The following is a 22,941-nucleotide window of genomic DNA, read 5'->3' as shown; positions in this document are numbered from 1 at the left end:
AATAAAAATTATCAATTTTGTAAACTCCAAATATTTCAGCCATGAAAATACCATTTTTGCCACAACAGCGCATAGTTTTAAACCGATTTATTCAATATTCACTACTGGGATTATTTACTCTATCTACACCCTTGACAGGTAGTTTATTACAAACAAGCCAAGCCCAGACAAAATCTGGATTTAGTTCTAAAGTTATCAACTTAGCTTATCAAACCTCTGGGGATATTGTCAAAGTTAAAAAAGTTGTTGAGCCACGTTTTAAAGAATTAGGTGTAACGGTGAATTGGGTTGGACCATTTCCAGCAGGTCCACAACTAATAGAAGCCATGAATGCAGGTAAGATTGATATCGGTACAGTGGGAGAAACACCCCCAATATTTTCCCAAGCTGCTGGTATCACAGAAATCATTTATATTGCTGGGCGTGTACCCAGTAGAGGACTAGGGCAAGGTATTATCGTCAGAGCCAATTCTCCGATTAATAAATTAGCGGATATTAAGGGTAAAAAAGTTGCATTTCAACGGGGATCTAATGCCCACTATTTATTAGCTAAAGCTTTAAAAGAAGTGGGTTTAAAGATTAGTGATGTTCAAGTTGTGGGACTAACTCCATCTGAAGCCCGCGATGCTTTTATTCAAAATAAAGTTGAAGTTTGGGTAGGTGGTGATCCCTTTTTAGCTCTTGTCGAAAAAACCATCCCTATTCGTAATCTCAGAAATGCTTCAGGGATTAATACTCTCGGCGGATTTTATCTGGGTAGACGGGAGTTTATTACCAAAAATCCTGAATTGGCAAGAGTGTTTTTAGAAGAAGCAGATAAGGTGGGAGAATGGGCTGATAAGAACCCTAAAGAAGTTGCCAAAGCTTTTGCACCTGAACTGAAATTAGATGAATCAGTGTTAGAAACTGTGGCCCGTCGACGGACATATCGGTTAAGAAAACTGACACCTGGCATTATTGCTGAACAACAGCGAGTAGCTGATTTTTATTTTGACGAAAAAGTTATTCCCCGCAAGATAAATGTCAAGGAAGCAACTCTTTCACCTCAATTAACTGAAGCTATTACACCTAAACGGCTGAAATAATTTTTCAGTTACTGGATAGCCATTGGTTGTGGTTTGTGGCAAATGGGATTATTGGGAGGATTATTGACTTTAATTACCCTCAGTGGTGTAAAGCGGCTTGATCGATTTCTGAGGTTTTTAATTGGTCAAAATAGTCAAGAACTTGCTTCACAGCTAAATGATATTACTGATGATGATTAATAGTAAATAAGTCACAAAATACTTGTCTAATTAATAATTAATAACTAGTCATTCTATCAGTACGACAGTAAAAATTATGCCCGGAGGCTCAATTCCATCTTTATACAATTAATACTAAGCTATGAAACTCCTGATGAAAATTGGTGTTTTAGCACATCGAGATATCCAGAACACGCTACAAACTTGGCAAAAAACAGCAGATTATCTGACCACAGAACTTTCTGAATATGACTTTACTATTGTTCCTCTAAATTTCACCCAGATTGGTGCTGCTATTGAACAGAATGCAGTGGAATTTGTAATTGCTAGTCCGGGAATATATGTGGAATTTGAAGCCCTTTATGGAGTAAATCGGCTGGCAACTTTAAAGCAGTTGCGGATGGGACGAGCTTATACCATGTTTGGTGGAGTAATTTTCTGTAATGCTCATTGTGACAATATTCAGAGTTTGACGGATTTGCGGGGTAAAAACTTTGTTGCTGTTGCGGAAAATTCTTTTGGAGGTTGGAGATCAGCATGGAGAGAAATTGTAGAAGCAGGGATAAATCCTTACCGGGATTTTCAAAGTTTGCAATTTACCAATAGTCATGATGCAGTGATATATGCTATTGGGGAAGGTAAGGCAGATGCAGGAACTATTTCTACAAATGTATTGGAACAGATGGCTTTAGAGGGAAAAGTTGATTTGAAAAACTTCAAAATCATTAATCAGCAAACGCAGTATGGAGAAAAATTTCCCTTTGCTTTGAGTACCCAGTTATATCCTGAATGGCCTTTTGCTGTTACCCAAGAAACTCCGAGTCAATTAGCAGAACAAGTAGCGATCGCATTACTAAAATTACCAAAAGATCATCCCGCAGCGAAAGCAGCAAAATCGGAAGGTTGGACAATTCCTCTCAATTATCAATCATTTCATGAATGCTTTCAAGTTTTACAAGTTCATCCTTATAAAGATTTTGGCAAGACAACTTCTAGTTTTGAATTAGCAGTTAAAGGATCAAACGATGGATTATGGGATTGGAATTTGGAAACAAATGAAGTCTTCTTTTCTAACCGCTGGAAAGAAATGTTAGGGTACGCTGAAGCTGAGATTCCGAATCTTTTTCAAGAGTGGAAACAGCGGTTACATCCAGATGATAGCGATCGCGTTTTAACAACTTTTCGGCAATACTTTGAAGGGCAACTTTCCACTTATGAACAAGAATATCGCTTACAACATCGCAATGGTAACTATCTTTGGGTACTTTGCCGAGGAATACTGTTACGAGATGTTTGGAATAAACCATACCGCATGGCAGGTTCTCACACAGATATTACCCGACGCAAACAAGCTGAGGAAGAATTACGAGAATCTGAATTACAACTAAAAACCCAAACTCAGAATTTACGACAAGCATTGAAAGAATTGCAACAAACGCAAATGCAATTGATTCACAGTGAAAAAATGTCCAGTTTAGGACAATTGGTAGCGGGAATTGCTCATGAAATCAATAATCCAGCAAATTTTATTTATGGCAACCTCAACTATTTAGAAGAATATGTTCAAGGATTATTAAATATAGTTCAAACTTTCCAGCAATGTTATCCACAACCTCTAAATGCAGTTCAGATAGCAATGGAAAAATTTGAACTTGGATTTGTTAGTAACGATCTACCTCGACTACTCAATTCTATGCGGGTGGGTAGCGAAAGAATTAGAGATATTGTCCATTCTCTACGAAATTTCTCGCGCTTGGATGAAGCAGAAATCAAAGCAGTCAACATTCATGAAGGAATTGAAAATACATTATTAATTTTGCAGCATCGTTTGCAACGTAATTCTCACAAACCTACTATTATTCTTAATAAAGAATATGGAAATTTACCGATTGTGGATTGTTCTCCAGGACAACTTAACCAGGTATTTATGAATATTTTGAGTAATGCCATAGATGCTTTAGAGAAAACTATTACCCATCAGCCAAATAATTTTATTCCTACCATTACTATTCGGACTAATGTGATAGATAATCGTTGGGTTTTGATCTACATTGCAGATAACGGATTAGGTATGAGTGAAGAAACGAAGCTACGAGTATTTGATCCCTTCTTTACAACTAAACCAGTTGGTCAAGGAACAGGACTAGGATTATCAATTAGCTATCAAATAGTAGTAGAACGACACAGTGGCAAACTTGATTTTTTCTCAGAGCCTGGAAAGGGAACAGAGTTTCAGATTAAGCTTCCTCTGTGTCGGGAGTTGGTGAGTTGAATGGACTTAATAATGTAGTGACTGCATTAATAACACTCAATTCAAATGACTTAACTATTATACAGTAATTTTGTATTTATTTAGATTGAACCCAATCAACAGCATTCATTCATCGAGGTAGTTCTCGGAAATAAAGCTTTGCAAAAATGTATATTTATCCAGTAACTCTATCAACTTACCGTAGTTTTTACTTGCGGTTTGGGAGAGGCTGTGGCATAATCTAGTCAATAACCCCGGTATTCCGACCAAGTTGCCGTAGTTTAAGAATTTAAATCTTGCTGTAAGGAATTCATCATGCTTAAAGATGGACAAGGGCTGTTAGTGACAACAGGTTCAGCCGAAGCGATCGCTGCTATTAACCGTTTTATTGATCAATCCCTTGCTTATGGTAAAGATGCAAAAACAGCGATTTTAGAAGCAGTTGAGGCTGATCCAAATTGTGCTTTAGCTAATGCTTATGCAGCCGCTTATCATCTGAGTCAAGAAAGTACAAAAGATTGGCAACAGGCACAACCATATTTGCAAGTCGCACACAGAAATTTAGGCAAAATTACTGCCAGAGAACAGTTATACGTAGAAGCAATTTTAGCTTGGGCAAATCAAGAGATTGATGTAGGAATAGCCCTTCATGAAGAGATTACCAATCAATTTCCCACTGATTTAATTTCCGTGCAGCAGGGGCAATATCACTATTTTTATACAGGTAATAAAGAAAAATTACTAGAAATTGCCCAAAAAGTTTTACCTAACAATCCCCAAAAAGATTATCTATATGGGATGGTGGCCTTTGGCTTAGAACAATGTCACCAATTACCAGCAGCAGAAAAAATGGCACTTGAGGCAATCGCCTTAAATAGATATGATCCTTGGGCGCATCATGCTATTGGTCATGTAATGGAAACTCAGGGAAGAACCCAGGAGGGAATAATTTGGATGGAGAATTTTGCATATACCTGGGACAACTGTAACTCTATGCTTTATACTCACAACTGGTGGCATATAGCACTGTATTATTGGCAATTAGAAAACTACGAAAAGGTTCTGAAAATCTACGATGAGCATATTTGGCAACGTGCTAACAAACAATCTCCCAAAGACCAAGTAGGGGCAATTTCCATGTTATTACGGCTAGAATTACGTGGGGTAGATGTAGGCAACCGTTGGCAAGATATCAGTCCTTATCTTTACAGTCGCATTGATGAACACGCATTACCATTCCAGGATTTGCATTATGTCTATGCCCTTGCCAAAGCTGGACACAATAACTGGGTAAAAGAAATGCTTCAAAGTATGGAACATCACGCCTTGAGTATTAATCCCTTTCTTCGCAGGAGTTGGGTAAAGATAGCAATTCCCGCAGCTAAGGGCATGGTAGCTCATGCTCAAGGTGATTTCCAGACAACTGTTAACGAACTCAAACTTGTATTATCGCGGTTGCATGAGATTGGGGGAAGTCATGCACAGCGAGTATTATTTGCAGAAATTTATCAAGATGCTCTCTTGTGCGAACAAAAGCAGCATCGAATTTATCCTATTAGTGCTTAGAATTTTGTGGGATGGGCATACTACGGCAAGCTCAGTACAAGTCTTGCCCATCCCTATATTATTGGCACTGATTAAGTACCCGATAATTCTCTAACTTCACTGCATCAAAACGCTTAACACTAAATTGTTTCATAATTTCTTGCAACTGAGCATCTGGTTGGAATAGAGCCAATTGCATTTGCTGAATCAAAGAGATACCTAAACGCCGCGCTGTTACCAATGGTGGCATCGGAGAAGGTCCAATTATTTGCACCACACGTAAATGGTGTGATAATTCAGGAAAATCCCGTAATTCTTGTTCTAATACAACACTATCAATGGCTGCACAATCAGCCAGTCCTTCAACTACCCAACGAATAGAACGCTGATGAGAACCTGATTCTAGAGATTTTCCCCAGAAATTGGGTGGATATTTTTCTTGACTCAACCACCGCCAAAGTAAATGATAACCACTATTAGAACCAGAGTCGTTATAGCAAAAAGTTTTCCCTGATAAATCAGCAAACTTCTGAATATTGCTATCAGTCTTAACAATCACATCTGCATAGTATACAGGACAATCACCATATCGAGATGATTGCATCACAGGCGCAACTAATGTCTGTAATTGATTTGGTGCTATTTGACTATAACGAATTAGTGGTAATCCACAAATAAAAGCCAAGTCTATTTGGTCTTTAAATAATAGAGTGTCTTTTAAGGGGTCGTATTTACTTTGATGTAGTGCAATTTCTACTTGTAAAACACGACCTAAATAAGCTGTAATCTCCTGATATAGTCCAAAATAATTAGGAGCTAAATAAGATACAGCCTGTAATTTTGTAATCTTAGTCATTCTTTTTTTGAAACCCTGCTATTTTGGAAAATTTTAATTAGCTTTTGCCTAGAATAATGAATATATAAAAAACTGAGACTAGCAAAAGCAAGCAGCATGATTTTGAAAACTATTATATAAGGATGAATATACCACCATGTCCCCTTAAATAAGGATACTCCTAGTTCTGATACCTTCCCTAAAACATGAGGATATGCTTTTTGATGGATCTGAATATTAATGTCTTGGGCTAATGTCATGATAAATTCTCTTGTCAATAAAAAACTAAAGCACAGCAACTCGATAGGCTTACCGTAGATTATATCAAAAAAAATCTGGTTTTCCTATTTTGACGAATAAAAATCCCTAATAACCAGCAGTTTTATCTACTACATTGCGTAAAGTTTGTCCTTGACGATAGCGGTTGAAATTATCAAGAAATAGGGCAAGTGTTCTCTCCTTAACTCTAGGAGTATTTCCAGAACAATGGGGTGTAATAAACACATTTGGCAATGTCCACAAGGGACTTTCTGCTGGTAATGGTTCAGTAAATACTGTATCTAAAGCCGCACCAGTAATCCAGCCTTCCTGTAAAGCTGTAGTCAGTGCTGATTCATCAACTATTGCCCCTCGTGCAATATTAATTAAATAGGAATCAGGGCGGAATAAACGCAGGATTTCCACATCAATCATTCCCTTTGTTTCTGGAGTTAAAGGTGTAGCTATTACCACAAATTCTGCTTCTGGCAGTAGTTGTTTCCATTCATTTGCACCCACTACTTTATCAAAGTTTGGTAATGATTTTGGATGACGAGAACTGCCAAAAATACGCATTCCAAATGCTTTAGCACGAACAGCAATTTCTTGACCAATTCCACCTGCACCGATAATTAATAAAGTTTTCTCGAATAATTCTTGAATTGGTAAACCTCTTTGCCAGTTATGCTCATTTTGTAGTTTATATAAACTTGGTAATCGCTTAGAATAAGCCAATAAATAAGCAATCACAAATTCAGCAATGGGAATACCATGTACTCCAGAACCTCCAGAACCATTAGTTAAAATTAAATTTCGTTCCAAATATTTTGGTGTCAAAATATGATTTACACCTGCATTTGGGGCATGATGCCAACGCAGCAAAGGCGCAGCATCTAATACTCGATGTAAAGTAGTAGGTTTGAGATAAAAGTAACTAAAGTAAACTTCGGCATCTGTGGCATCACCATCTATATTACCTTCACCATCCACACGCACTACAACAGTACCTTCAGGTAAATGTGGCTCAATTTCATCGGCAGTTTCTACTGGTAAAATCAGTTTCATAATTGATAACTTCGATTATTTTTGATGTTCTATTTCATCTTCTGCAATAATTGATATGTTGAATCTTCTTTAGCTGTAGTTGTGAGAGATTTTCCCCAACCAATATTTTTGCGATAACTTCCTAAAAGTTGAGCTTCTGCTAATGATTGTTCGTTAATTCCTGTTAATGGTTCTACATCGGGTGCAACATAAAGCGCATCTACCGGACAGTATAATTCACACATAAAACAGGTTTGACAATCGCTTTGTCTGGCAATTCTTGGAGGTGCATTTGGTACTTTATCGAATACGTTTGTCGGGCAAACTTTAACACAGATATTACATTCAATGCACCGGGATTCACTAACTAATTCAATCATAATAAAAATCCAAAATTAATATTGATGTAGGTTGGGTAGAACGAAGTGAAACCCAACACAAGTTATGATCATGTTGAGGAGAATGAAACATAGCAAAAGTTTTGATCATGTTGGGTAACATGAGCGTCAACCCAACCTACAATTAAACAGTTACAAGTTCTTTTGCTTTTGTATCCTGTATAGGTGTAGCTTTCACCCAAACTTGATCCAAACCACCACTAATTAAATGATGTTGTTGATTAGTATCCTGTTCTGGATAATCTAAATGTTTGTGCATACCTCTTGTTTCTCTGCGTTCCAAGGCACTGCTATACATCCATCTAGCTGTGGCTACCATTCCCGCAGCTTCTCTTGTGCGGAGAATATTACTATTATCTGCAACTTGGCTATTGCGAATTTCATCCCAGAGAGAATGTAATCTGTGCAATGATTCTGTTAAAGTTTGTTCATTACGGAAATAGTTACGATTGTATGGAAAAACTTCCGCTTGAGTAGCTTTAATGATATCTTCACTCTGAATTTGTTTTTCACTACCAGAGATAAATCCTACGCCACCTACGGATTGAACTGGACGTTGGTTTCCTTCCACACCTAAATTATGGGAATATGTAGCCGCAGATTGTCCTGCCCAATACCCTGAAGATAGCGCCCAAGCGGCATTATGACTACCGCCACCAGTAAAACCACCACAGATTAATTCTCTTGTGGCTGCATCTCCAGCAGCATAAAGTCCACGTACAGAAGTAGCACAAGTATAATCAGTAATTCTAATGCCACCTGTACCTCGAACTGTTCCCTCTAACCGCAGAGTCACAGGGAAACGTTGAGTAAAGGGATTAATACCTGCACGATCAAAGGGTAGGAAGAAATTGGGTTGGGATAAACGCATTGTTACCTGCATTTCTTCTGAGGCTTTGTCTATGATGCAATAAACTGGTTGAGTTATCAAAGTTTCGGCAATGACAGAACGCCCTTTTTGTGAACCAGCACCGGGGATGGGTGTACCATCTTCGTAGGTGAAAGTTGCCCAATTATAGAATAAGGTTTTGGTGACAGAAGAAAAAGCAGGTGCGATGCCATAGGCATTGGAAAACTCCATTCCCGACATATCTGCACCCGCTTCGGCTGCCATGAGATATCCATCACCTGTTAGCACATTGCAACCCAAGGCTTTACTCAAGAAAGCACAGCCTCCGGTAGCAATGATCACTGAATGCGATCGCACAACCCACTTTTCGCCAGTCTGACGGTTAACCCCCGTCGCCCCAGCTACAGCCCCTTCTGCATCTACCAACAACTGCAAAGCCGGACTGTGATCTAAAATTTTCACTCCTGCCCGTTTTATTTGCGATCGCATCAAACGCATATATTCTGGTCCTTGCAGACTGCGCCGATAGGGTTTACCCTCTTCATCTGTAGGGAAAGGATAACCCCAATCAGCCAATTGGTTTACGTTCGCATAAGTTTGATCTAGTACCCGTTGCATCCAATCACGGCTAGATAAAAATCCTCCTAATGCTTCCCTAGAAGCCATTGCAGCTTCTCGACTATCGGGTTCTGGTGCAACATACCATACACCGTTACCGGCAGCCGCAGCACAACCACTTGTACCGCAATAGCCTTTGTCCACCAAAACCACTTTTGCACCACCATTAGCAGCACTCCAAGCTGACCAAGTTCCAGCAGGTCCACCACCAATTACTAATACATCAGCTAATAAGGTTTGATCAATATCGCTATCTTGGGAAAATAATTGTTTCTGAGTCATGGAAATTCCTCTTTTTTGTAATATTAATTGACGGAAGGAAACCCAACAAAATTCTGAAAATTTTCGGTTGCTGTCGCTTAACCCAACCTACGCAATAACTTAAACTCCTGGTGTACTTCCACCATCAACTTGAATTTCTACACCAGTAATAGAAGCAGCTAATTGGTTTGGGTAAATGATCAATTTCTAGAATTGCTTCTGCTGTTAATTCTTGATTTGGTGCTTGAGAATTTAAAGGAATGTTTGTATATTCCAATCCTACAATTTGTGCTTCTTGCTTTTCATCATGGAAAAAACCATTTTCATCAGGATCACGTAAATTCAAAACTGATTTAAAACCCTCAATTGCTAATTTTCTTAATTCCTCAGCAGAAATTTGTCCAGCGATACTCAAATCATCATTAACCTTTTTAAAATCAGTCATTTTGATTCCTCTTTGGATGAAATGAAATCAATAAATAGATGCTAAAACCTTATCTGCTGCGGCTCGCAATGCAGTTGCAGCACCAGCACTCATATCTCGTGGCGCACAAATCCTATTTCTCACATAAGCCAGTGTAATAGCCCCTGTAGCCGCGATAATTGGATCTATACTTTCTTTTCCACCTGTTCTTCCTCCTAGTAATAGTTCGTTATTACCATTAAGGAGATAATCAGCTAATAGTCTGAGGTGAAAATCAACAATTTCTTTGATTATTGAGATATCACCTAAAGATTGAACTCCTGAATTTTTGAGAATATCGCCAATAGCAGTTTCTCGATTATCACTTAATCTTTCTGCTGCTTCAGCCCGATATTCAGTAAATTCAGCATCAAATAAATCTAAAGGTAAGGGATTACCAATAGGTTCTACACCAAATCTACGGCGTAAAAGTAAATTATTAGTAATATTGTCTGATTTAACTCTGTTGTAAGCAGGACGTTTTTTAAGTGCTGCAAACCAAACATTGATGAGAGGAAAACGAGGATTTCCTTTGATGTGATATCCTCTATATACTGGTAAATTAGCCGCCAATCTATCTAAATGGGGACTATACATAATATCTACCAAACTAAATGTTGATAAAAAATAGGGTTTTGGGTATCTCCCTAAAGTTTTCTCAATTTCATCTAATTTAGCTTCAAATTCTGCTTCTAAATTTGATAATTCTTTAGCATCTTCTGGAGGTTGTCTCAAGAATTTATAGGCAATATCCCGAAAACCATTAGTTTCTGCATCTTCAACCCATTGTCTAGCAAGAGCATTTTCTTCGGGATTTTCAGGTAACAATGTTTCTCCAAAGTGTTCTTCCAATTCTAAAAGAATATCTTTTGATTCATAAACGAATTTGCCCTCAATATTTGCTGCGGGAACAAGAGTTGTTGGCACTAAATCTGTGTACCATTTCGGTTTATTACTCAGATCAATAAATTCTGTTTCAAAGGGAATTTGTTTTTCTTCTAACGCAAACCAAACTCGTTCACAGAAAGGACACCAAGAGTTACTATCTCTATATAATAATACTGGTGGTTTTATATTAGTCGGAAGTTTATGATAACTGCTAGGAATAGGAGCAGTAGAAGGTGCTTGTCCTGGTCTTTTGACTCGACGGGCGGGGGTATTTTGTCGAGCGCTTTCTAATAATTGATCCCAATTAGATATGGTAGTGCTTGTAATGGACATTTGTTACCTCGCTTTATTTGGAACGCCAGAGAATACAAATAGTTGTTCTTCTTTGGGTGTAGGTAAATTTTCACCTAAATAACGATGAATCCCTACTCCCATATCTCCTGTGGCTGTGAGTTTAAAGTTAACTTCTTCAAATCCAAAATCACGGAAGTATTTACGCACGGTTTCTGAATAAGCAATACCGTTAGAATGTCCACGAGTCCAGAGAACAAAAGCACCTTTTTTACTCAAAAAGCTCAAGTTTCCTAATAAACGATTGAGTTCATTTTCATCAGCTAAATTCCCAAAAATCCCACAGACAATCACAATATCTGCTGGTACTGCTCCTAAATAATTAGCAGCAGCAGTTGCATCACCGTTGATAAACTCAATTTGTTTTGTTAGACCCAATGATTCTATAGTTGCGCGGCCACGTTCAACTAACTCAGGATTGATTTCTACTAATCTTGCATATACATCTTTAGCGCGAGGATGATTTGCTAATGTTCCTAATAAATCTCGTCCATCACCAGCGCAAGCACTAACTACACGAATAGCCCCTGTTGGGGAGTTATCCAAACTATAGGAAATATATTCCTGCACGATTTCTAGGCGTTGCTGCAATTTTGCTTCGCTATTGTAAAGATCGTGCCATTCTAACCAATCTTTTGGCATAAAAGAAAATTTCCGATTGCTAAAAATTCAGATTCTCAACAGTGTCTTTGATCACTATAACATAAAATACGGTAAGTCTATCAAAAAACCGTAGATTAAATATAAACACAGACTACCATATCAATTTGGGGAAAATCAAGTAGTTAGATAATTATTTATCTAGTAATGCAAAAGATGATTAAGTTGTTTCAATTGACTAACTTGCAATAAGTCTACATTTCCACCACTGATAATTACGCCAATTCTCGCGCCCGGTGCTTTAACTACACCTTCTAATAATGCTGTTGCGGCTATGACTCCGGTGGGTTCAACAACGATTTTTAAGCGTTCCCAAATCAAGAACATGGTGCGAATTATGCCTGCATCCGATACTGTCACCATATCATCTACGTATCGCAAGACTAGGGGAAAGGTGATTTTACCCAAACTGGGAGTTCGGACACCATCAGCAATGGTATGGGGATTGTGGACAGTTTGCAAGGTTTTGGTATAAAAGGAACGAGTAGCATCATCGGCTAATTCCGGTTCTACACCGATTATTTTACAATTAGGTAAAACTGCTTTTGTCGCAACTGCACAACCAGAAATTAATCCACCACCACCACAACATACTAATAAGTAGTCTAGTTGTCCAACTTCCTGAATTAGTTCTAATGCAGTTGTACCTTGTCCAGCAATTATATGAGGATGATCATAGGGGGGAATTAAAGTTAATTCGCGTTCTGCTGCGAGATTTTTGGTTAATTCTTCCCGGTTAGTTGTCTCACGGTTATACAAAATGACTTCAGCACCATAACCGCGAGTTGCAGTTTGTTTGACTATCGGTGCATCATCAGGCATAACTACAATTGTGGGAATGTTAAGTAATTTGCCAGCAAGAGCGATCGCTTGTCCATGATTTCCTGAAGAATAGGTAATCACCCCTTTTATTTTCTGCTTTACTGATAATTGGACTAAGGCATTATAAGCACCACGAAACTTAAATGCTCCTGTCCGTTGAAAGTTTTCGCATTTAAAAAATACTTGGCTTTTAGTCAGTTTATTGAAAGTATTAGAAGTAATTACTGGTGTTTGATGAGCAATACCCAAAAGTCGTTGTTGCGCTGCTTGTATATCAGTAAAATTAACAGAGTTAGATAATAACATTTTTTTTCATAAAGTAACTCTCACTATCATTAATAAGTAAGTGGGCGTTAAAAAATATAATACAAACCTAACCCCCCACCCCCCTTCCCTACCAGGGAAGGGGGAGTCAAAGTCTCTCCAGTATCAAGATTTATTCCTTTTCCCTCTCCTTGTAGGAGAGGGTTAGGGAGAGGTTTTATATTTAATTGTGTCAAGCTACTTATTAAGTGAGGTGAGAATCCCGCTTTGTATTTTTTACAAAATCTGGTTAAGGTGCTGGATTAGGATAACGAGTATGAATTGCATCCAATTCCGCGAAAATCTCTTGATCTAAAACCACATTGACACTATCTATATTTTCCTGCAATTGTGCCAAAGTTGTTGCGCCAATAATTGTGCTTTTCACAAACCAACGACTTTTGACAAATGCGATCGCTAATTGAGCTGGTGACAGATTATACTTTTTAGCAACCTCCACATAAGCCTTCACCGCTTCTTGGACATTGGGTTTTAAATACCGTTGTCCAAAACCTGAAAATAGAGTTATTCTCGTATTTTCTAATTGTTGGTTTTCGATATACTTACCAGTCAAAAACCCAAAACCCAGCGGACTATAGGCCAGCAAACCCACACCTGTATAACGAGAAACTTCAGCTAAACCTGATTCAAAATTACGATTTAATAAATTGTAAGCATTTTGAGTTGTCACAACTTTAGGTAATCCCAAATCATTAGCAATGCGAACAAACTCGCTCACCCCCCAAGGCGTTTCATTACTTAAACCCAAATAGCGAATCTTCCCAGCTTTAATCACATCAGCAAAAGCCTGTAACTGTTCCGCAATAGGCACAGATTCCCTTTCTGATTCTGGATTATAACTTGTTTGTCCAAATGTCGGAACATAACGATCAGGCCAATGAATTTGATACAAATCTACATAATCAGTTTGTAATCTCTGCAAACTATCATTTACTGCCTGTGTAATATTATCACGGTCAACTTTATTATTTCCACCCCTCAACCAAGAAAAAGGACGACCCGGACCAGCAATCTTAGTAGCTACAATTAATTTATCTCGTTGTTGTTTCTTCAACCATTCACCAATATAAGCCTCAGTTTTCCCTTGGGTTTCACCACGAGGAGGGACGGGATACATTTCTGCCGCATCTAAGAAATTTATCCCTTGGGTAACAGCATAGTCAAGTTGCTCATGTGCATCCTCAATAGTATTTTGATGCCCATAGGTCATAGTTCCCAAGCAAATTTCTGAAACATTGAGGTCGCTTGCACCAAGTTGATTGTATTTCATAATGTTTAAATGATTCTCCTGATTCCATTTTGCTACAAAAACTAAAAATATCACTATTTCATCAAACTACACTAAATCTACTGATTTAACGGAGTTAACACCTGAAAAAGCATACTATCATACAAATTTTAGATATACAACCCTTTGTAGCAATTAATTTAAAATTATAAAAAATGTATCCACCAATACTCAAATTCTAGATTTTTTGTGAAATAATGGTATATATTAAAGACTAACTACAGTAACTTGACCAAATTACCGGATTATCTAAATATAGGGTAATTTAGTTACTACTATAGGCTTTTGTGTCATTACGAATACAAAACCAGTCTCGATAGACCTATTACCGAAAATTTCTATCTGAGAAGTTCCTTTATCTTTCTTATGGTAAATCCGAAATTATTGATGATTTCGGACTGCCTTAAATTTTGTGTGTGTGAGGTTATCAAAATGAAAAAAACTGCTTGTAATTTATTGCTAACTTTCCCAATGTCTGTATTCCTATTAGTCTTAGCAGCTAGTACAAAAACTTCTGCTAGTGAAATAAGAGGAGAAAATGAAACAACAAACAAAGAGACTTTATCACCAGTCAACATCAATACTCCTGACTTTAACAAAATTACTCAAATAATTGCCCAAAAAGAACCTTCCTCTTTATCAGATGAATCACAAGTTACATCTGTATCCCAGCTTTCAGATGTCCAACCCTCTGACTGGGCTTATGAGGCCTTAAAATCTCTTATAGAACGTTATAACTGCTTAGTAGGTTCTGATACTAAATATCGTGGTAATCGAGCCTTGACTCGCTATGAATTTGCCGCAGGGTTAAATGCTTGTTTAGATCAAGTCAACAAACTTATTGCTGCATCTACATCTGATTTGGCTCTAAAAACAGATTTGGAAAGCATACAACGACTAACTGAAGAATTTAATACCGAACTTACTGTATTACGCGGAAGATTACAGACAATAGAAGCACGAACCACAGAATTAGAAGGTAATCAATTTTCAACAACAACTAAGCTACAAGGTGAAGTGCAGTTTGTAGCTGGTGGAGTTTTAGCCGGGAATAACGTCGTTACCAAACAACCCGCACCCCGCACCATTACATTTTCAGAGCGGGTTCGCTTAATATTAAGTAGTAGTTTTACTGGTAAAGATCAACTACGATTAACACTTTCCGGTGGAAATATTAACTCATTAGGTGGAGTACCCAATCCTAAAGGAACTGGAACAGGACTTAGCACAAATAATCCCACTGGCGGAATTTTTGGAACTTTTGACAGTAGAACTGCCGATAATGCCAGTCCTAGTTTTGGCGCAAATCAGATTTCTGTTGGTGGTATCCGTTATCGGTTTCCAGTTGGTAAAAAGACCCAATTTAACATTTTTGCCCAATCTGATGGAGCAAACGAGATTGGTTTAAGTGGTCCAACAAACCCATTTGAAGGGTCAGCTTCTAACGGGATTTCTCGATTTTCCCGGCGAAATATGGTCTATAACTATGGAGATACAGGCCCTGGAATTGCCATACTTCACGACCTAAGTAAACAGTGGCAATTAGGTGCATCATACAGTGCGCCTAATGGTGATAATCCCGCACCTAATAATGGCTTATTTACAGGTAGATATGTAGCCTTTGGACAGGTAACATACTTTAGCCCCAAAAAGAATTTCCGGCTAGGTTTAAGTTATGCTAACACCTATAGTCCAGCGGGTGTTTTAGGTCAAGGGGGAACAAACTTTGGTCCTGCGGCTGGAAGTAACCTAGCAAACAGCACTATTTCAACTAACCCAGCCAACGCAGCTAGGGGCATTGTTGATAAAGGCACAGTAGGAAATCTGGCTCTTGCGTCTCTTTTATGGTGATTGAGGATTGATGATAACAAAACCCTTACGGGACAAGGGTTATAAACAATTATTTCCATATTTTCAATGAAATGCCTACACAATAGGGCTTTCAATGATTTTGAACCAGGGTTTCCATAAAAATAACCGAAGAACCTATTGAGTTCTGTATCTGCCTAAATGTCATTACTAGAAACTGTTTGGAGCAAAAATTATGACTATCGCCATAGAAAGTCTGCAAAAAGCCAAATTTGTACAGATAGGCGTTCAAGTAGTCAGCCCGTGCTGTTGTCTAGGTTATCCTTAGATTTAGATCAACACCGGAGTTCATACCCAGAAATTTTACAGATGCTTCTGAGATTATTTAGAGTTAGTAGGTGATATTGGTGAAAATAGAGAAAGCCAACTTTTCTCAACTTCTCTTTTCTAATCTTAGGGTTTAAACAATCTTGGTATTTGACTTATAACTGATATTCTCTACATTGCTTACCAAGCATTACTGTCAGTTATTTTTAGGTTTCCTCATGCCGTGTTGAGGTAGATTATTTTTTCTACCTCACTTTCTTAAATGTTTAACAAAACTAGAAAATGTTCACAAAAAAGGGGAATTCAATCATGCTGAATTGGGAAACTAAATTGAAATCATGGAAAAACAAACGGATCACTCGTCGTTCTGCTTTATCCGCTTTTAGCTCTAGTTTAGTCCTATCTGCTGCGTTATTCACTTGGAATACACCTCAAAATAGCGCTCAACAGCAAGCAATTTCATATACTGGCAGTACAACTAACACAAATAGTAAACTAATTGCCAGTAATGACAAAAAAGTAGTCCGAATTGTTCGTTCTAAACAACTTACAGCCTTAGCAGTTTTAGAGAAAAAAGGCACTTTAGAAAAACGATTAGGAGCTTTAGGCTATAAAGTTGAATGGCCTGAATTTGCTGCTGGACCACAACAGTTAGAAGCTTTAAATGCAAATGGACTCGATATTGCGTCTACAGCCGAATCACCTCCAGTTTTCTCTCAAGCAGCCGGAGTTCCTCTCGTATATTTAGCAGCTAACTCCTCTGATGGTAGAGCAGTTTCACTGCTAGTTCCTCCCAATTCACCTGTTAAAAGGTTCAAGGATTTGAAAGGCAAAAAAGTTGCTTTCCAAAAAGCATCTATTGGACATTACCTTACAGTTAGAGCAGCGGAAAAAGAAGGTTTAAAACTTGCTGACGTAACTTCAGTTTTTTTAGCACCTCCAGATGCTAACGCCGCCTTTAGCCAAGGTAAAGTAGATGCTTGGTTTATTTGGGAGCCATTTGTCACCAGAAATGTACAAAATAAAGTGGGTCGCGTTTTATTAGATGGTGGTAATGGTTTAAGAGATACTAATAACTTTTATTCTACCAATCGTAAATTCTATCAAGAAAATCCTCAAGTAATTAAAATCTTTCTGGAAGAATTACAAAAAGCACAGGTTTGGTCTAAAAAGAATCCTAAAGAAATTGCTCAGTTACTAACTAGTGCAACTCAACTTGATGCAGCAACTTTAGAAAAAATGCACGACAAATATGATTTTGCATTAGTACCAATCAACGAAAAAGTCATCAAAAAACAACAAGATGTTGCAGATAAATGGTATAGCTTGGGGCTTATACCTAAGAAAGTAAATGTTAGAGATGGGTTTTTAACTCCTCAACAATATGCTGCAATTACTCCCAAGGAAGTGCTTGCTAAAAAGTAGCATTTTATGGTTTTATTCCTTTTTAATTTTTGAAAAGAAAGTAAAGAGGAATAAAACTTAAATTGATTCTTGACAAAACTATAGAATTTGAATGAATTTTACTTTTAACTATGCCGACACTTACTTTAACTAATTTCCAAATTACTCCTCTAGATGCACCATTAGGAGCAGTTATAACTGGCTTTGATGCTAGTAAATCTGTTGCACCTGAGGCAATTTTACAATTAAAACAAGCACTTAGAGATTATCATATTCTCATCTTCAAAAATCAACATCTTAATGATGAGCAGTTTTTGAACTTTAGTTTTAATTTTGGTTCATTATTTGTCCCACCAGAGGATGTTCCAGTTCTCGCTTCTCAACCAGGAGTAACACCAGTTATAATTCCCGTTTCTAATGTTGATGGTGGTTACACAGGTACAGGTGAATTAGCATTTCATTCTGATCATAAATGGACACCCTATCCTTCTAGTGGTTCTCTACTTTATGCCTTAGAAGTACCATCAGAAGGTGGAGATACTTCTTGGTTAAATCTCAATTTGGCTTATGAAACTTTGGATGAATCAAGCAAACAACGAATTGCCGATTTGCGGTTGATTACTTATAATCCATTTTTAAATAAGCCAGGAGAACCTCGCCGAAAATATCGTGAGGATAAGAATATTCCTCTGATTAGTCCTGTCTTTTCCCACCCATTGGTGAGAACACATCCAGAGAGTGGTAAGAAGATTTTGTATTTAGATTACACCACAGAAGTTGAAGTTGTTGGTTTACAACCCCAAGAAGGTAAGGAATTAATTGAACTGTTGAGAAATCATCTGCATCAACCTAAATTTTATTATCAACATCAATGGTCTGTAGGCGATATTGTCTACTGGGATAATCAATCTACATTACATTATCGCCAAGCTTTTGATCCTCATCAACGTCGAGTTTTAAAACGGATTAGTTTAGCGGGTAGTCGCCCATTTTAGTTTTTGTAGTCAAACAGTAATAAAACAATTTGAATTGAAATTTAGTGAGGAGATAAAATTATGAACTTTAACTTACCACGACGCACAGTTTTACAGAAATTTATTCAATATTCAGCATTAGCTTTGGTTTTTCTTTCTGTTCCAATTGCTAGTAATATAGTCGAAGCCCAAAATACAACTAATAAAGCAGGAATTAAAACAAAAGTAGTCCGACTTGCTTATCAAACTTCTGGTGATATTGTGAAAATCAAAGGAGTGGTAGATAAGCGTCTTGAGCCTTTAGGTATCAAGGTAGAATGGTCTCCGTTTCCTGCTGGACCACAACTAATGGAAGCCATGAATGCAAACAAAGTTGATATTGGTTCTGTGGGAGAAACTCCACCGATTTTTGTTCAAGCTGCTGGCGCTCAATTAGCTTATATTGCTGGACGTAAACCTAGTAGTGGAGAAGGTAGTGCTATTGTTGTTCAAAAAGATTCTCCTATTAAGACAGTTAAGGATCTTAAAGGTAAGAAAGTTGTTTTTCAAAAAGGATCAGCATCACATTATTTACTCCTGAGAGCATTAGCTGAAGCTGGTTTGAAATATAGCGATATCCAAGCAGTTAGTTTAACTCCAGCAGAAGCCCGTGATGCTTTTATTCAAAAGAAAATTGATGCTTGGGTTGCTTGGGACCCATTTGTTGCATTCGTCCAAAAAAATGCTAATGCTCGTGTTTTAAGAAATGCTTCCAGAATTGCCACTCAAGGCGGATTTTATATGGCTAGACGGAGTTTTGCTGTGGAAAATCCAGAAGTTGTGCGGATAGTTTTAGAGGAGGTAGATAAATTAGGAGAATGGGCAGAATCTAATCCTGATGAAGTTGTAAAAATTCTTGCACCTGAACTAAAACTTGATCCTGCACTTTTAGCTGTGGTAGTTCGTAGACGTACATTCCGTTTACGTCCAATCAACTCATCTCTTGTTGCTGAACAACAACGCATTGCCGATTTGTTTTATAAAGAAGGAGTTATTCCTAAACAAATCGCCATTAAAGATTCAGTTCTCAGTTTTCAACAATATGCAACTATTACACCCCAAAGAATTAGTAAGAAATAACCTGTAGTTATTCTGATTCTTAGCACGGCGGCTCAACGTCGCCATAATTATTTTCCTCATCACTTAATAAATTATTATGAAAGTTTCTTCTCCTGCTACTGATTTTTACTCAAAGTATGGAACTAAAAAAAATAAGTTCCAGTTTAAGTTTATCAAAAATCGTTATTTTCAATCATTTATACCTTGGCTTGTGCCAATTACAATAATTGTAGTGTGGCAGTTTTTGTCTTCTATTGGTGTTATTCCCAGCAGAATATTACCCGCACCTTTAGCAGTTATTACTGCTGCTATTAAATTAACTCAAAGCGGTGAACTTCCCAAAAATATTGGTATTAGCTCTCTAAGAGCAGTATCTGGATTTTTACTTGGAGGAAGTATTGGATTTAGTTTAGGTTTACTTAATGGTATTTCTCCTATTGCAGAAAAGTTACTAGATACATCTATGCAAATGCTGCGGAATATTCCTAACTTAGCATTAATTCCATTGGTGATTTTATGGTTTGGAATTGGTGATGAGGCGAGATTATTCCTAGTATCTTTGGGTGTAATGTTTCCTATTTATTTAAACACTTTTCATGGGATTCGTAGTGTTGATCACGGATTGATTGAAATGGGTAAGATTTACGGTTTAAATACTTGGGGTTTATTCTGGCGAATTATTCTCCCAGGGGCAATGTCTTCAATTTTAGTTGGTGTGCGGTTTTCTTTAGGGATTATGTGGTTAACACTGATTGTCGCAGAAACAATTGCTGCTGACTCCGGCATTGGCTATATGGCAACAAATGCTAGAGAATTCATGCAAACTGATGTTGTAGTTTTAAGTATTGTAATCTATGCCTTGTTCGGTAAACTGGCTGATATAATTGCTAAAGCTTTGGAAAACTACTGGTTGCAATGGAATCCCAGTTATTTGAAGGGTTAATCTACTAATACCCGATAGGATTAAAGTTGATTTTGGTAAAAGTATTGTTTTCTTAGTCCATTTATGTAATACTCTTAGTCATTACCCAAATAGTACGGTTTACCGATAGAGTTAGCGTAGTTATTGATTGAGTTTTTGATTACAAAGTTTTACACTTAAATATCATGCAAGTTCTTTGGTTTATTCCCACACATGGTGATGGACGCTATCTAGGAACTGCTATAGGTGGTCGTTCAGTGAATTTTGATTATTGGCGACAAATTGCCCAAGCGGTTGATCAATTAGGGTTTACAGGGGCTTTATTACCCACTGGTCGTTCTTGTGAAGATGCCTGGATTTTGGCTTCAACTTTGGTAACATACACTAAAAAAATGCGGTTTTTAGTAGCAATCCGTCCGGGGTTGATGTCACCAGGAGTAGCGGCAAGAATGGCAGCAACTTTTGATAGAATTTCTGGTGGACGACTATTAATTAATGTCGTGACTGGTGGTGATCCTGTTGAATTAGCTGGTGATGGTTTGCATCTTAGTCATGATGATCGCTATCAATTAACTGATGAATTTTTAACAGTTTGGCGAGAAATTGCTGGCGGTGAAATTTCTAATTTTGAAGGTGACTATCTCAATATTAAAGAAGGGAAAATCCTATTTCCTAATGTTCAAAAACCTCATCCCCCTTTGTGGTTTGGTGGTTCTTCTCCCATTGCTCAAGTAATTGCTGCCAAGCACGTTGATGTTTATTTAACTTGGGGTGAACCACCTCAACAAGTAGCAGAAAAAATTGCCTCCATGAGACGTTTAGCTCAAGCACAAGGGAGAACATTAAGCTTTGGGATTCGTCTTCATGTCATTGTCAGAGAAACTGAAAGTCAAGCTTGGGATGCTGCTAATGATTTGATTCGTTATGTAGATGAAGATGCGATCGCTAAAACCCAACAAGCTTATTCTCGCATGGATTCTGAAGGACAAAAACGCATGAAGGAATTACATAATGGCAGTCGAGAAGCATTAGAAATTAGCCCTAATTTATGGGCAGGAATTGGTTTAGTTCGGGGTGGTGCGGGAACTGCATTAGTAGGTGATCCTGATACTGTTGCTAGAAGAATGCAGGAATATGCAGACGTAGGAATTGATACTTTTATCTTTTCTGGTTATCCCCATTTAGAGGAAGCTTATCGAGTAGCAGAATTGCTTTTCCCTCGTTTACCTTTGGATAATTTACCAACAGTAGAACCACAATTATTAAGTCCTTTTGGTGAAATTGTTGCTAACCGAGAATTTCCCCAACAGCTTAAAGAACAACTTAGAGAAACAACAGTAGCAACTGTAGATTAGTTAAAAATTAATTAAATCAAGAGGTTTTTGTCAAATGGCTTATATTTTAGCGATCGCGGGTAGTCCTTCTCATCCTTCTAGAACCTACGGAATTTTGGAATATGCAACTCAAATTCTTTCTGAACAAGGCTTAGAAACAAATATTATTTCTGTGCGAGATTTACCTGCTGAGGATTTAGTTTATGGACGTTATAACAGTCCAGCTTTAGAAAAACCAAAAGCATTATTAGAACAAGCAAGTGGTGTAATTATTGCCACCCCAATTTATAAAGCTGCTTATACAGGGTTACTCAAATCTTTTTTAGATTTATTACCTCAAAAAGCTTTGAATGGTAAGGTTTTATTACCGTTAGCTACTGGTGGTACAATCGCTCATTTATTATCAATAGAATATGCTTTGAAACCAGTTTTAGGTGAATTAGGTGCAAGGCATATTTTAAGTACAGTTTACGCAGTAGATAAGCAAATTCAAATTCAAGCTGATGGTAGTTTGCAATTGGATGAAGAAATTGATCAACGTCTCAAAGAAGTTTTAACCGAATTTATCCAAGCTGTTAATAAATCCCAACCTGATATCAAGGAATTAGCATATAGTAACTAAAGGTATTTATGAATCAATACTCTGATTTGCTATCGGAACTCTCTGATTTTCTTTATCCTCGTAGTCCTTATTATGGAGATTTGAAGTCAGAACATTTAGAATTTAATGCCCAACTTCAAGATTTTTCACAACGAGTGAACTATATTTCTGGTCTACAAACTGGTGGTAAACTTTCCTCAGAAGAGGCTTATAAACAAATACGTATTCTCTGGAAACAGTTAAAAATGTCCAAGAAAAAAATATTAATTTGCTAAAAAAAGGAGATCCCCGACTTCTATCATTGGTTAATAATTTAATTGACATCATCAAATAAGAAGTCGGGGATCTTACCCCAACTAATAAACCCAAAAA

The 22,941-nt window shown here is 37.5% G+C and carries 22 protein-coding genes; 12 read left to right on the top strand and 10 right to left on the bottom strand.

Annotated elements, in window-relative coordinates; genetic code table 11:
- The first annotated feature begins 41 nt into the window (after positions 1-41).
- The 4 genes from AN486_RS07915 (at position 42) to AN486_RS07900 (ending at position 5,061) form a co-directional block, all read left to right on the top strand.
- A complete protein-coding gene (locus AN486_RS07915) occupies positions 42-1,085 on the top strand; it encodes an aliphatic sulfonate ABC transporter substrate-binding protein (protein ID WP_053540196.1) in 1,044 nt (347 codons plus the stop codon).
- A gap of 42 nt (positions 1,086-1,127) precedes the next feature.
- Positions 1,128-1,265: a hypothetical protein gene (locus AN486_RS07910; protein ID WP_290600044.1), complete on the top strand. Its 138-nt coding sequence runs from the start codon at positions 1,128-1,130 to the stop codon at positions 1,263-1,265.
- A gap of 121 nt (positions 1,266-1,386) precedes the next feature.
- Complete coding sequence (locus AN486_RS07905; protein ID WP_290600043.1) at positions 1,387-3,516, top strand: PhnD/SsuA/transferrin family substrate-binding protein; 2,130 nt, start codon at positions 1,387-1,389, stop codon at positions 3,514-3,516.
- Between the two features lie 294 nt (positions 3,517-3,810).
- Positions 3,811-5,061 carry a tetratricopeptide repeat protein gene (locus AN486_RS07900; RefSeq protein WP_290600042.1) on the top strand — a complete coding sequence of 417 codons (1,251 nt, stop codon included), beginning with the start codon at positions 3,811-3,813 and terminating at the stop codon, positions 5,059-5,061.
- Positions 5,062-5,119: 58 nt separating this feature from the next.
- On the opposite strand, the gene AN486_RS07895 is transcribed toward AN486_RS07900, so the two are convergent.
- The 10 genes from AN486_RS07895 to AN486_RS07850 all read right to left on the bottom strand — a co-directional run bounded on the left by AN486_RS07895 (position 5,120) and on the right by AN486_RS07850 (position 14,082).
- A complete protein-coding gene (locus AN486_RS07895) occupies positions 5,120-5,896 on the bottom strand; it encodes a PhnD/SsuA/transferrin family substrate-binding protein (protein WP_290600041.1) in 777 nt (258 codons plus the stop codon).
- Entirely contained in the window at positions 5,893-6,135 is a 243-nt protein-coding gene (locus AN486_RS07890; protein WP_290600040.1) for a hypothetical protein, read from the bottom strand. Before AN486_RS07890 ends, AN486_RS07895 begins: the two co-directional genes overlap by 4 nt.
- 106 nt (positions 6,136-6,241) lie before the next feature.
- Positions 6,242-7,198, bottom strand: coding sequence for a D-2-hydroxyacid dehydrogenase (locus AN486_RS07885; RefSeq protein ID WP_290600038.1), 957 nt, complete (start codon positions 7,196-7,198; stop codon positions 6,242-6,244).
- A gap of 29 nt (positions 7,199-7,227) precedes the next feature.
- Positions 7,228-7,557 carry a ferredoxin family protein gene (locus AN486_RS07880; RefSeq protein ID WP_053540203.1) on the bottom strand — a complete coding sequence of 110 codons (330 nt, stop codon included), beginning with the start codon at positions 7,555-7,557 and terminating at the stop codon, positions 7,228-7,230.
- Positions 7,558-7,699: 142 nt separating this feature from the next.
- A complete protein-coding gene (locus AN486_RS07875; protein ID WP_290600035.1) occupies positions 7,700-9,325 on the bottom strand; it encodes an FAD-binding protein in 1,626 nt (541 codons plus the stop codon).
- A 124-nt stretch (positions 9,326-9,449) separates the two neighbouring features.
- Entirely contained in the window at positions 9,450-9,749 is a 300-nt protein-coding gene (locus AN486_RS07870) for a sulfur transferase domain-containing protein (protein ID WP_290600033.1), read from the bottom strand.
- A 27-nt stretch (positions 9,750-9,776) separates the two neighbouring features.
- Positions 9,777-10,988 carry a glutathione S-transferase family protein gene (locus AN486_RS07865; protein WP_290600031.1) on the bottom strand — a complete coding sequence of 404 codons (1,212 nt, stop codon included), beginning with the start codon at positions 10,986-10,988 and terminating at the stop codon, positions 9,777-9,779.
- A 3-nt stretch (positions 10,989-10,991) separates the two neighbouring features.
- Complete coding sequence (locus tag AN486_RS07860; protein WP_290600028.1) at positions 10,992-11,648, bottom strand: class I SAM-dependent methyltransferase family protein; 657 nt, start codon at positions 11,646-11,648, stop codon at positions 10,992-10,994.
- Between the two features lie 159 nt (positions 11,649-11,807).
- The gene (locus tag AN486_RS07855) at positions 11,808-12,794 is read right to left on the bottom strand and encodes a threo-3-hydroxy-L-aspartate ammonia-lyase (RefSeq protein ID WP_290600026.1); all 987 of its coding nucleotides are present in this window, start codon (positions 12,792-12,794) and stop codon (positions 11,808-11,810) included.
- Positions 12,795-13,041: 247 nt separating this feature from the next.
- Complete coding sequence (locus AN486_RS07850) at positions 13,042-14,082, bottom strand: NADP(H)-dependent aldo-keto reductase (protein ID WP_290600024.1); 1,041 nt, start codon at positions 14,080-14,082, stop codon at positions 13,042-13,044.
- Positions 14,083-14,532: 450 nt separating this feature from the next.
- Between AN486_RS07850 and AN486_RS07845 the strand changes: the two genes are divergently transcribed.
- From AN486_RS07845 to AN486_RS07810, 8 genes are all read left to right on the top strand, one after another.
- Complete coding sequence (locus tag AN486_RS07845) at positions 14,533-15,951, top strand: iron uptake porin (RefSeq protein WP_290600022.1); 1,419 nt, start codon at positions 14,533-14,535, stop codon at positions 15,949-15,951.
- Positions 15,952-16,545: 594 nt separating this feature from the next.
- Positions 16,546-17,661, top strand: coding sequence for an aliphatic sulfonate ABC transporter substrate-binding protein (locus tag AN486_RS07840; protein ID WP_290600019.1), 1,116 nt, complete (start codon positions 16,546-16,548; stop codon positions 17,659-17,661).
- Positions 17,662-17,771: 110 nt separating this feature from the next.
- Positions 17,772-18,635: a TauD/TfdA family dioxygenase gene (locus AN486_RS07835; protein WP_290600017.1), complete on the top strand. Its 864-nt coding sequence runs from the start codon at positions 17,772-17,774 to the stop codon at positions 18,633-18,635.
- Positions 18,636-18,695: 60 nt separating this feature from the next.
- Positions 18,696-19,733, top strand: a complete 1,038-nt coding sequence (locus AN486_RS07830) for a sulfonate ABC transporter substrate-binding protein (protein WP_290600015.1) — start codon at positions 18,696-18,698, stop codon at positions 19,731-19,733.
- Between the two features lie 76 nt (positions 19,734-19,809).
- Positions 19,810-20,655: an aliphatic sulfonate ABC transporter permease SsuC gene (ssuC, locus tag AN486_RS07825; protein WP_290600013.1), complete on the top strand. Its 846-nt coding sequence runs from the start codon at positions 19,810-19,812 to the stop codon at positions 20,653-20,655.
- Positions 20,656-20,819: 164 nt separating this feature from the next.
- On the top strand, positions 20,820-21,989 hold the full coding sequence (gene ssuD / locus AN486_RS07820; RefSeq protein ID WP_290600011.1) for an FMNH2-dependent alkanesulfonate monooxygenase: 1,170 nt from the start codon (positions 20,820-20,822) through the stop codon (positions 21,987-21,989).
- A 34-nt stretch (positions 21,990-22,023) separates the two neighbouring features.
- The gene (gene ssuE, locus AN486_RS07815; protein ID WP_290600009.1) at positions 22,024-22,590 is read left to right on the top strand and encodes an NADPH-dependent FMN reductase; all 567 of its coding nucleotides are present in this window, start codon (positions 22,024-22,026) and stop codon (positions 22,588-22,590) included.
- An 8-nt stretch (positions 22,591-22,598) separates the two neighbouring features.
- Entirely contained in the window at positions 22,599-22,844 is a 246-nt protein-coding gene (locus AN486_RS07810; RefSeq protein ID WP_053540221.1) for a hypothetical protein, read from the top strand.
- The last annotated feature ends 97 nt before the right edge of the window (positions 22,845-22,941 follow it).

The sequence above is a fragment of the Anabaena sp. AL93 genome, assembly GCF_001672085.1.
Classification (GTDB): Bacteria; Cyanobacteriota; Cyanobacteriia; order Cyanobacteriales; family Nostocaceae; genus Dolichospermum; species Dolichospermum heterosporum.
This window is presented reverse-complemented; position numbering and strand designations above follow the sequence as displayed.

What these genes read in the sequence shown, in the direction of transcription:
- AN486_RS07915 (WP_053540196.1), top strand. Translation starts at nt 42, where the DNA reads ATGAAAATACCATTTTTGCCACAACAGCGCATAGTTTTAAACCGATTT.
- AN486_RS07910 (WP_290600044.1), top strand. Translation starts at nt 1,128, where the DNA reads ATGGGATTATTGGGAGGATTATTGACTTTAATTACCCTCAGTGGTGTA.
- AN486_RS07905 (WP_290600043.1), top strand. Translation starts at nt 1,387, where the DNA reads ATGAAACTCCTGATGAAAATTGGTGTTTTAGCACATCGAGATATCCAG.
- AN486_RS07900 (WP_290600042.1), top strand. Translation starts at nt 3,811, where the DNA reads ATGCTTAAAGATGGACAAGGGCTGTTAGTGACAACAGGTTCAGCCGAA.
- AN486_RS07895 (WP_290600041.1), bottom strand. Translation starts at nt 5,896, where the DNA reads ATGACTAAGATTACAAAATTACAGGCTGTATCTTATTTAGCTCCTAAT.
- AN486_RS07890 (WP_290600040.1), bottom strand. Translation starts at nt 6,135, where the DNA reads ATGACATTAGCCCAAGACATTAATATTCAGATCCATCAAAAAGCATAT.
- AN486_RS07885 (WP_290600038.1), bottom strand. Translation starts at nt 7,198, where the DNA reads ATGAAACTGATTTTACCAGTAGAAACTGCCGATGAAATTGAGCCACAT.
- AN486_RS07880 (WP_053540203.1), bottom strand. Translation starts at nt 7,557, where the DNA reads ATGATTGAATTAGTTAGTGAATCCCGGTGCATTGAATGTAATATCTGT.
- AN486_RS07875 (WP_290600035.1), bottom strand. Translation starts at nt 9,325, where the DNA reads ATGACTCAGAAACAATTATTTTCCCAAGATAGCGATATTGATCAAACC.
- AN486_RS07870 (WP_290600033.1), bottom strand. Translation starts at nt 9,749, where the DNA reads ATGACTGATTTTAAAAAGGTTAATGATGATTTGAGTATCGCTGGACAA.
- AN486_RS07865 (WP_290600031.1), bottom strand. Translation starts at nt 10,988, where the DNA reads ATGTCCATTACAAGCACTACCATATCTAATTGGGATCAATTATTAGAA.
- AN486_RS07860 (WP_290600028.1), bottom strand. Translation starts at nt 11,648, where the DNA reads ATGCCAAAAGATTGGTTAGAATGGCACGATCTTTACAATAGCGAAGCA.
- AN486_RS07855 (WP_290600026.1), bottom strand. Translation starts at nt 12,794, where the DNA reads ATGTTATTATCTAACTCTGTTAATTTTACTGATATACAAGCAGCGCAA.
- AN486_RS07850 (WP_290600024.1), bottom strand. Translation starts at nt 14,082, where the DNA reads ATGAAATACAATCAACTTGGTGCAAGCGACCTCAATGTTTCAGAAATT.
- AN486_RS07845 (WP_290600022.1), top strand. Translation starts at nt 14,533, where the DNA reads ATGAAAAAAACTGCTTGTAATTTATTGCTAACTTTCCCAATGTCTGTA.
- AN486_RS07840 (WP_290600019.1), top strand. Translation starts at nt 16,546, where the DNA reads ATGCTGAATTGGGAAACTAAATTGAAATCATGGAAAAACAAACGGATC.
- AN486_RS07835 (WP_290600017.1), top strand. Translation starts at nt 17,772, where the DNA reads ATGCCGACACTTACTTTAACTAATTTCCAAATTACTCCTCTAGATGCA.
- AN486_RS07830 (WP_290600015.1), top strand. Translation starts at nt 18,696, where the DNA reads ATGAACTTTAACTTACCACGACGCACAGTTTTACAGAAATTTATTCAA.
- ssuC (WP_290600013.1), top strand. Translation starts at nt 19,810, where the DNA reads ATGAAAGTTTCTTCTCCTGCTACTGATTTTTACTCAAAGTATGGAACT.
- ssuD (WP_290600011.1), top strand. Translation starts at nt 20,820, where the DNA reads ATGCAAGTTCTTTGGTTTATTCCCACACATGGTGATGGACGCTATCTA.
- ssuE (WP_290600009.1), top strand. Translation starts at nt 22,024, where the DNA reads ATGGCTTATATTTTAGCGATCGCGGGTAGTCCTTCTCATCCTTCTAGA.
- AN486_RS07810 (WP_053540221.1), top strand. Translation starts at nt 22,599, where the DNA reads ATGAATCAATACTCTGATTTGCTATCGGAACTCTCTGATTTTCTTTAT.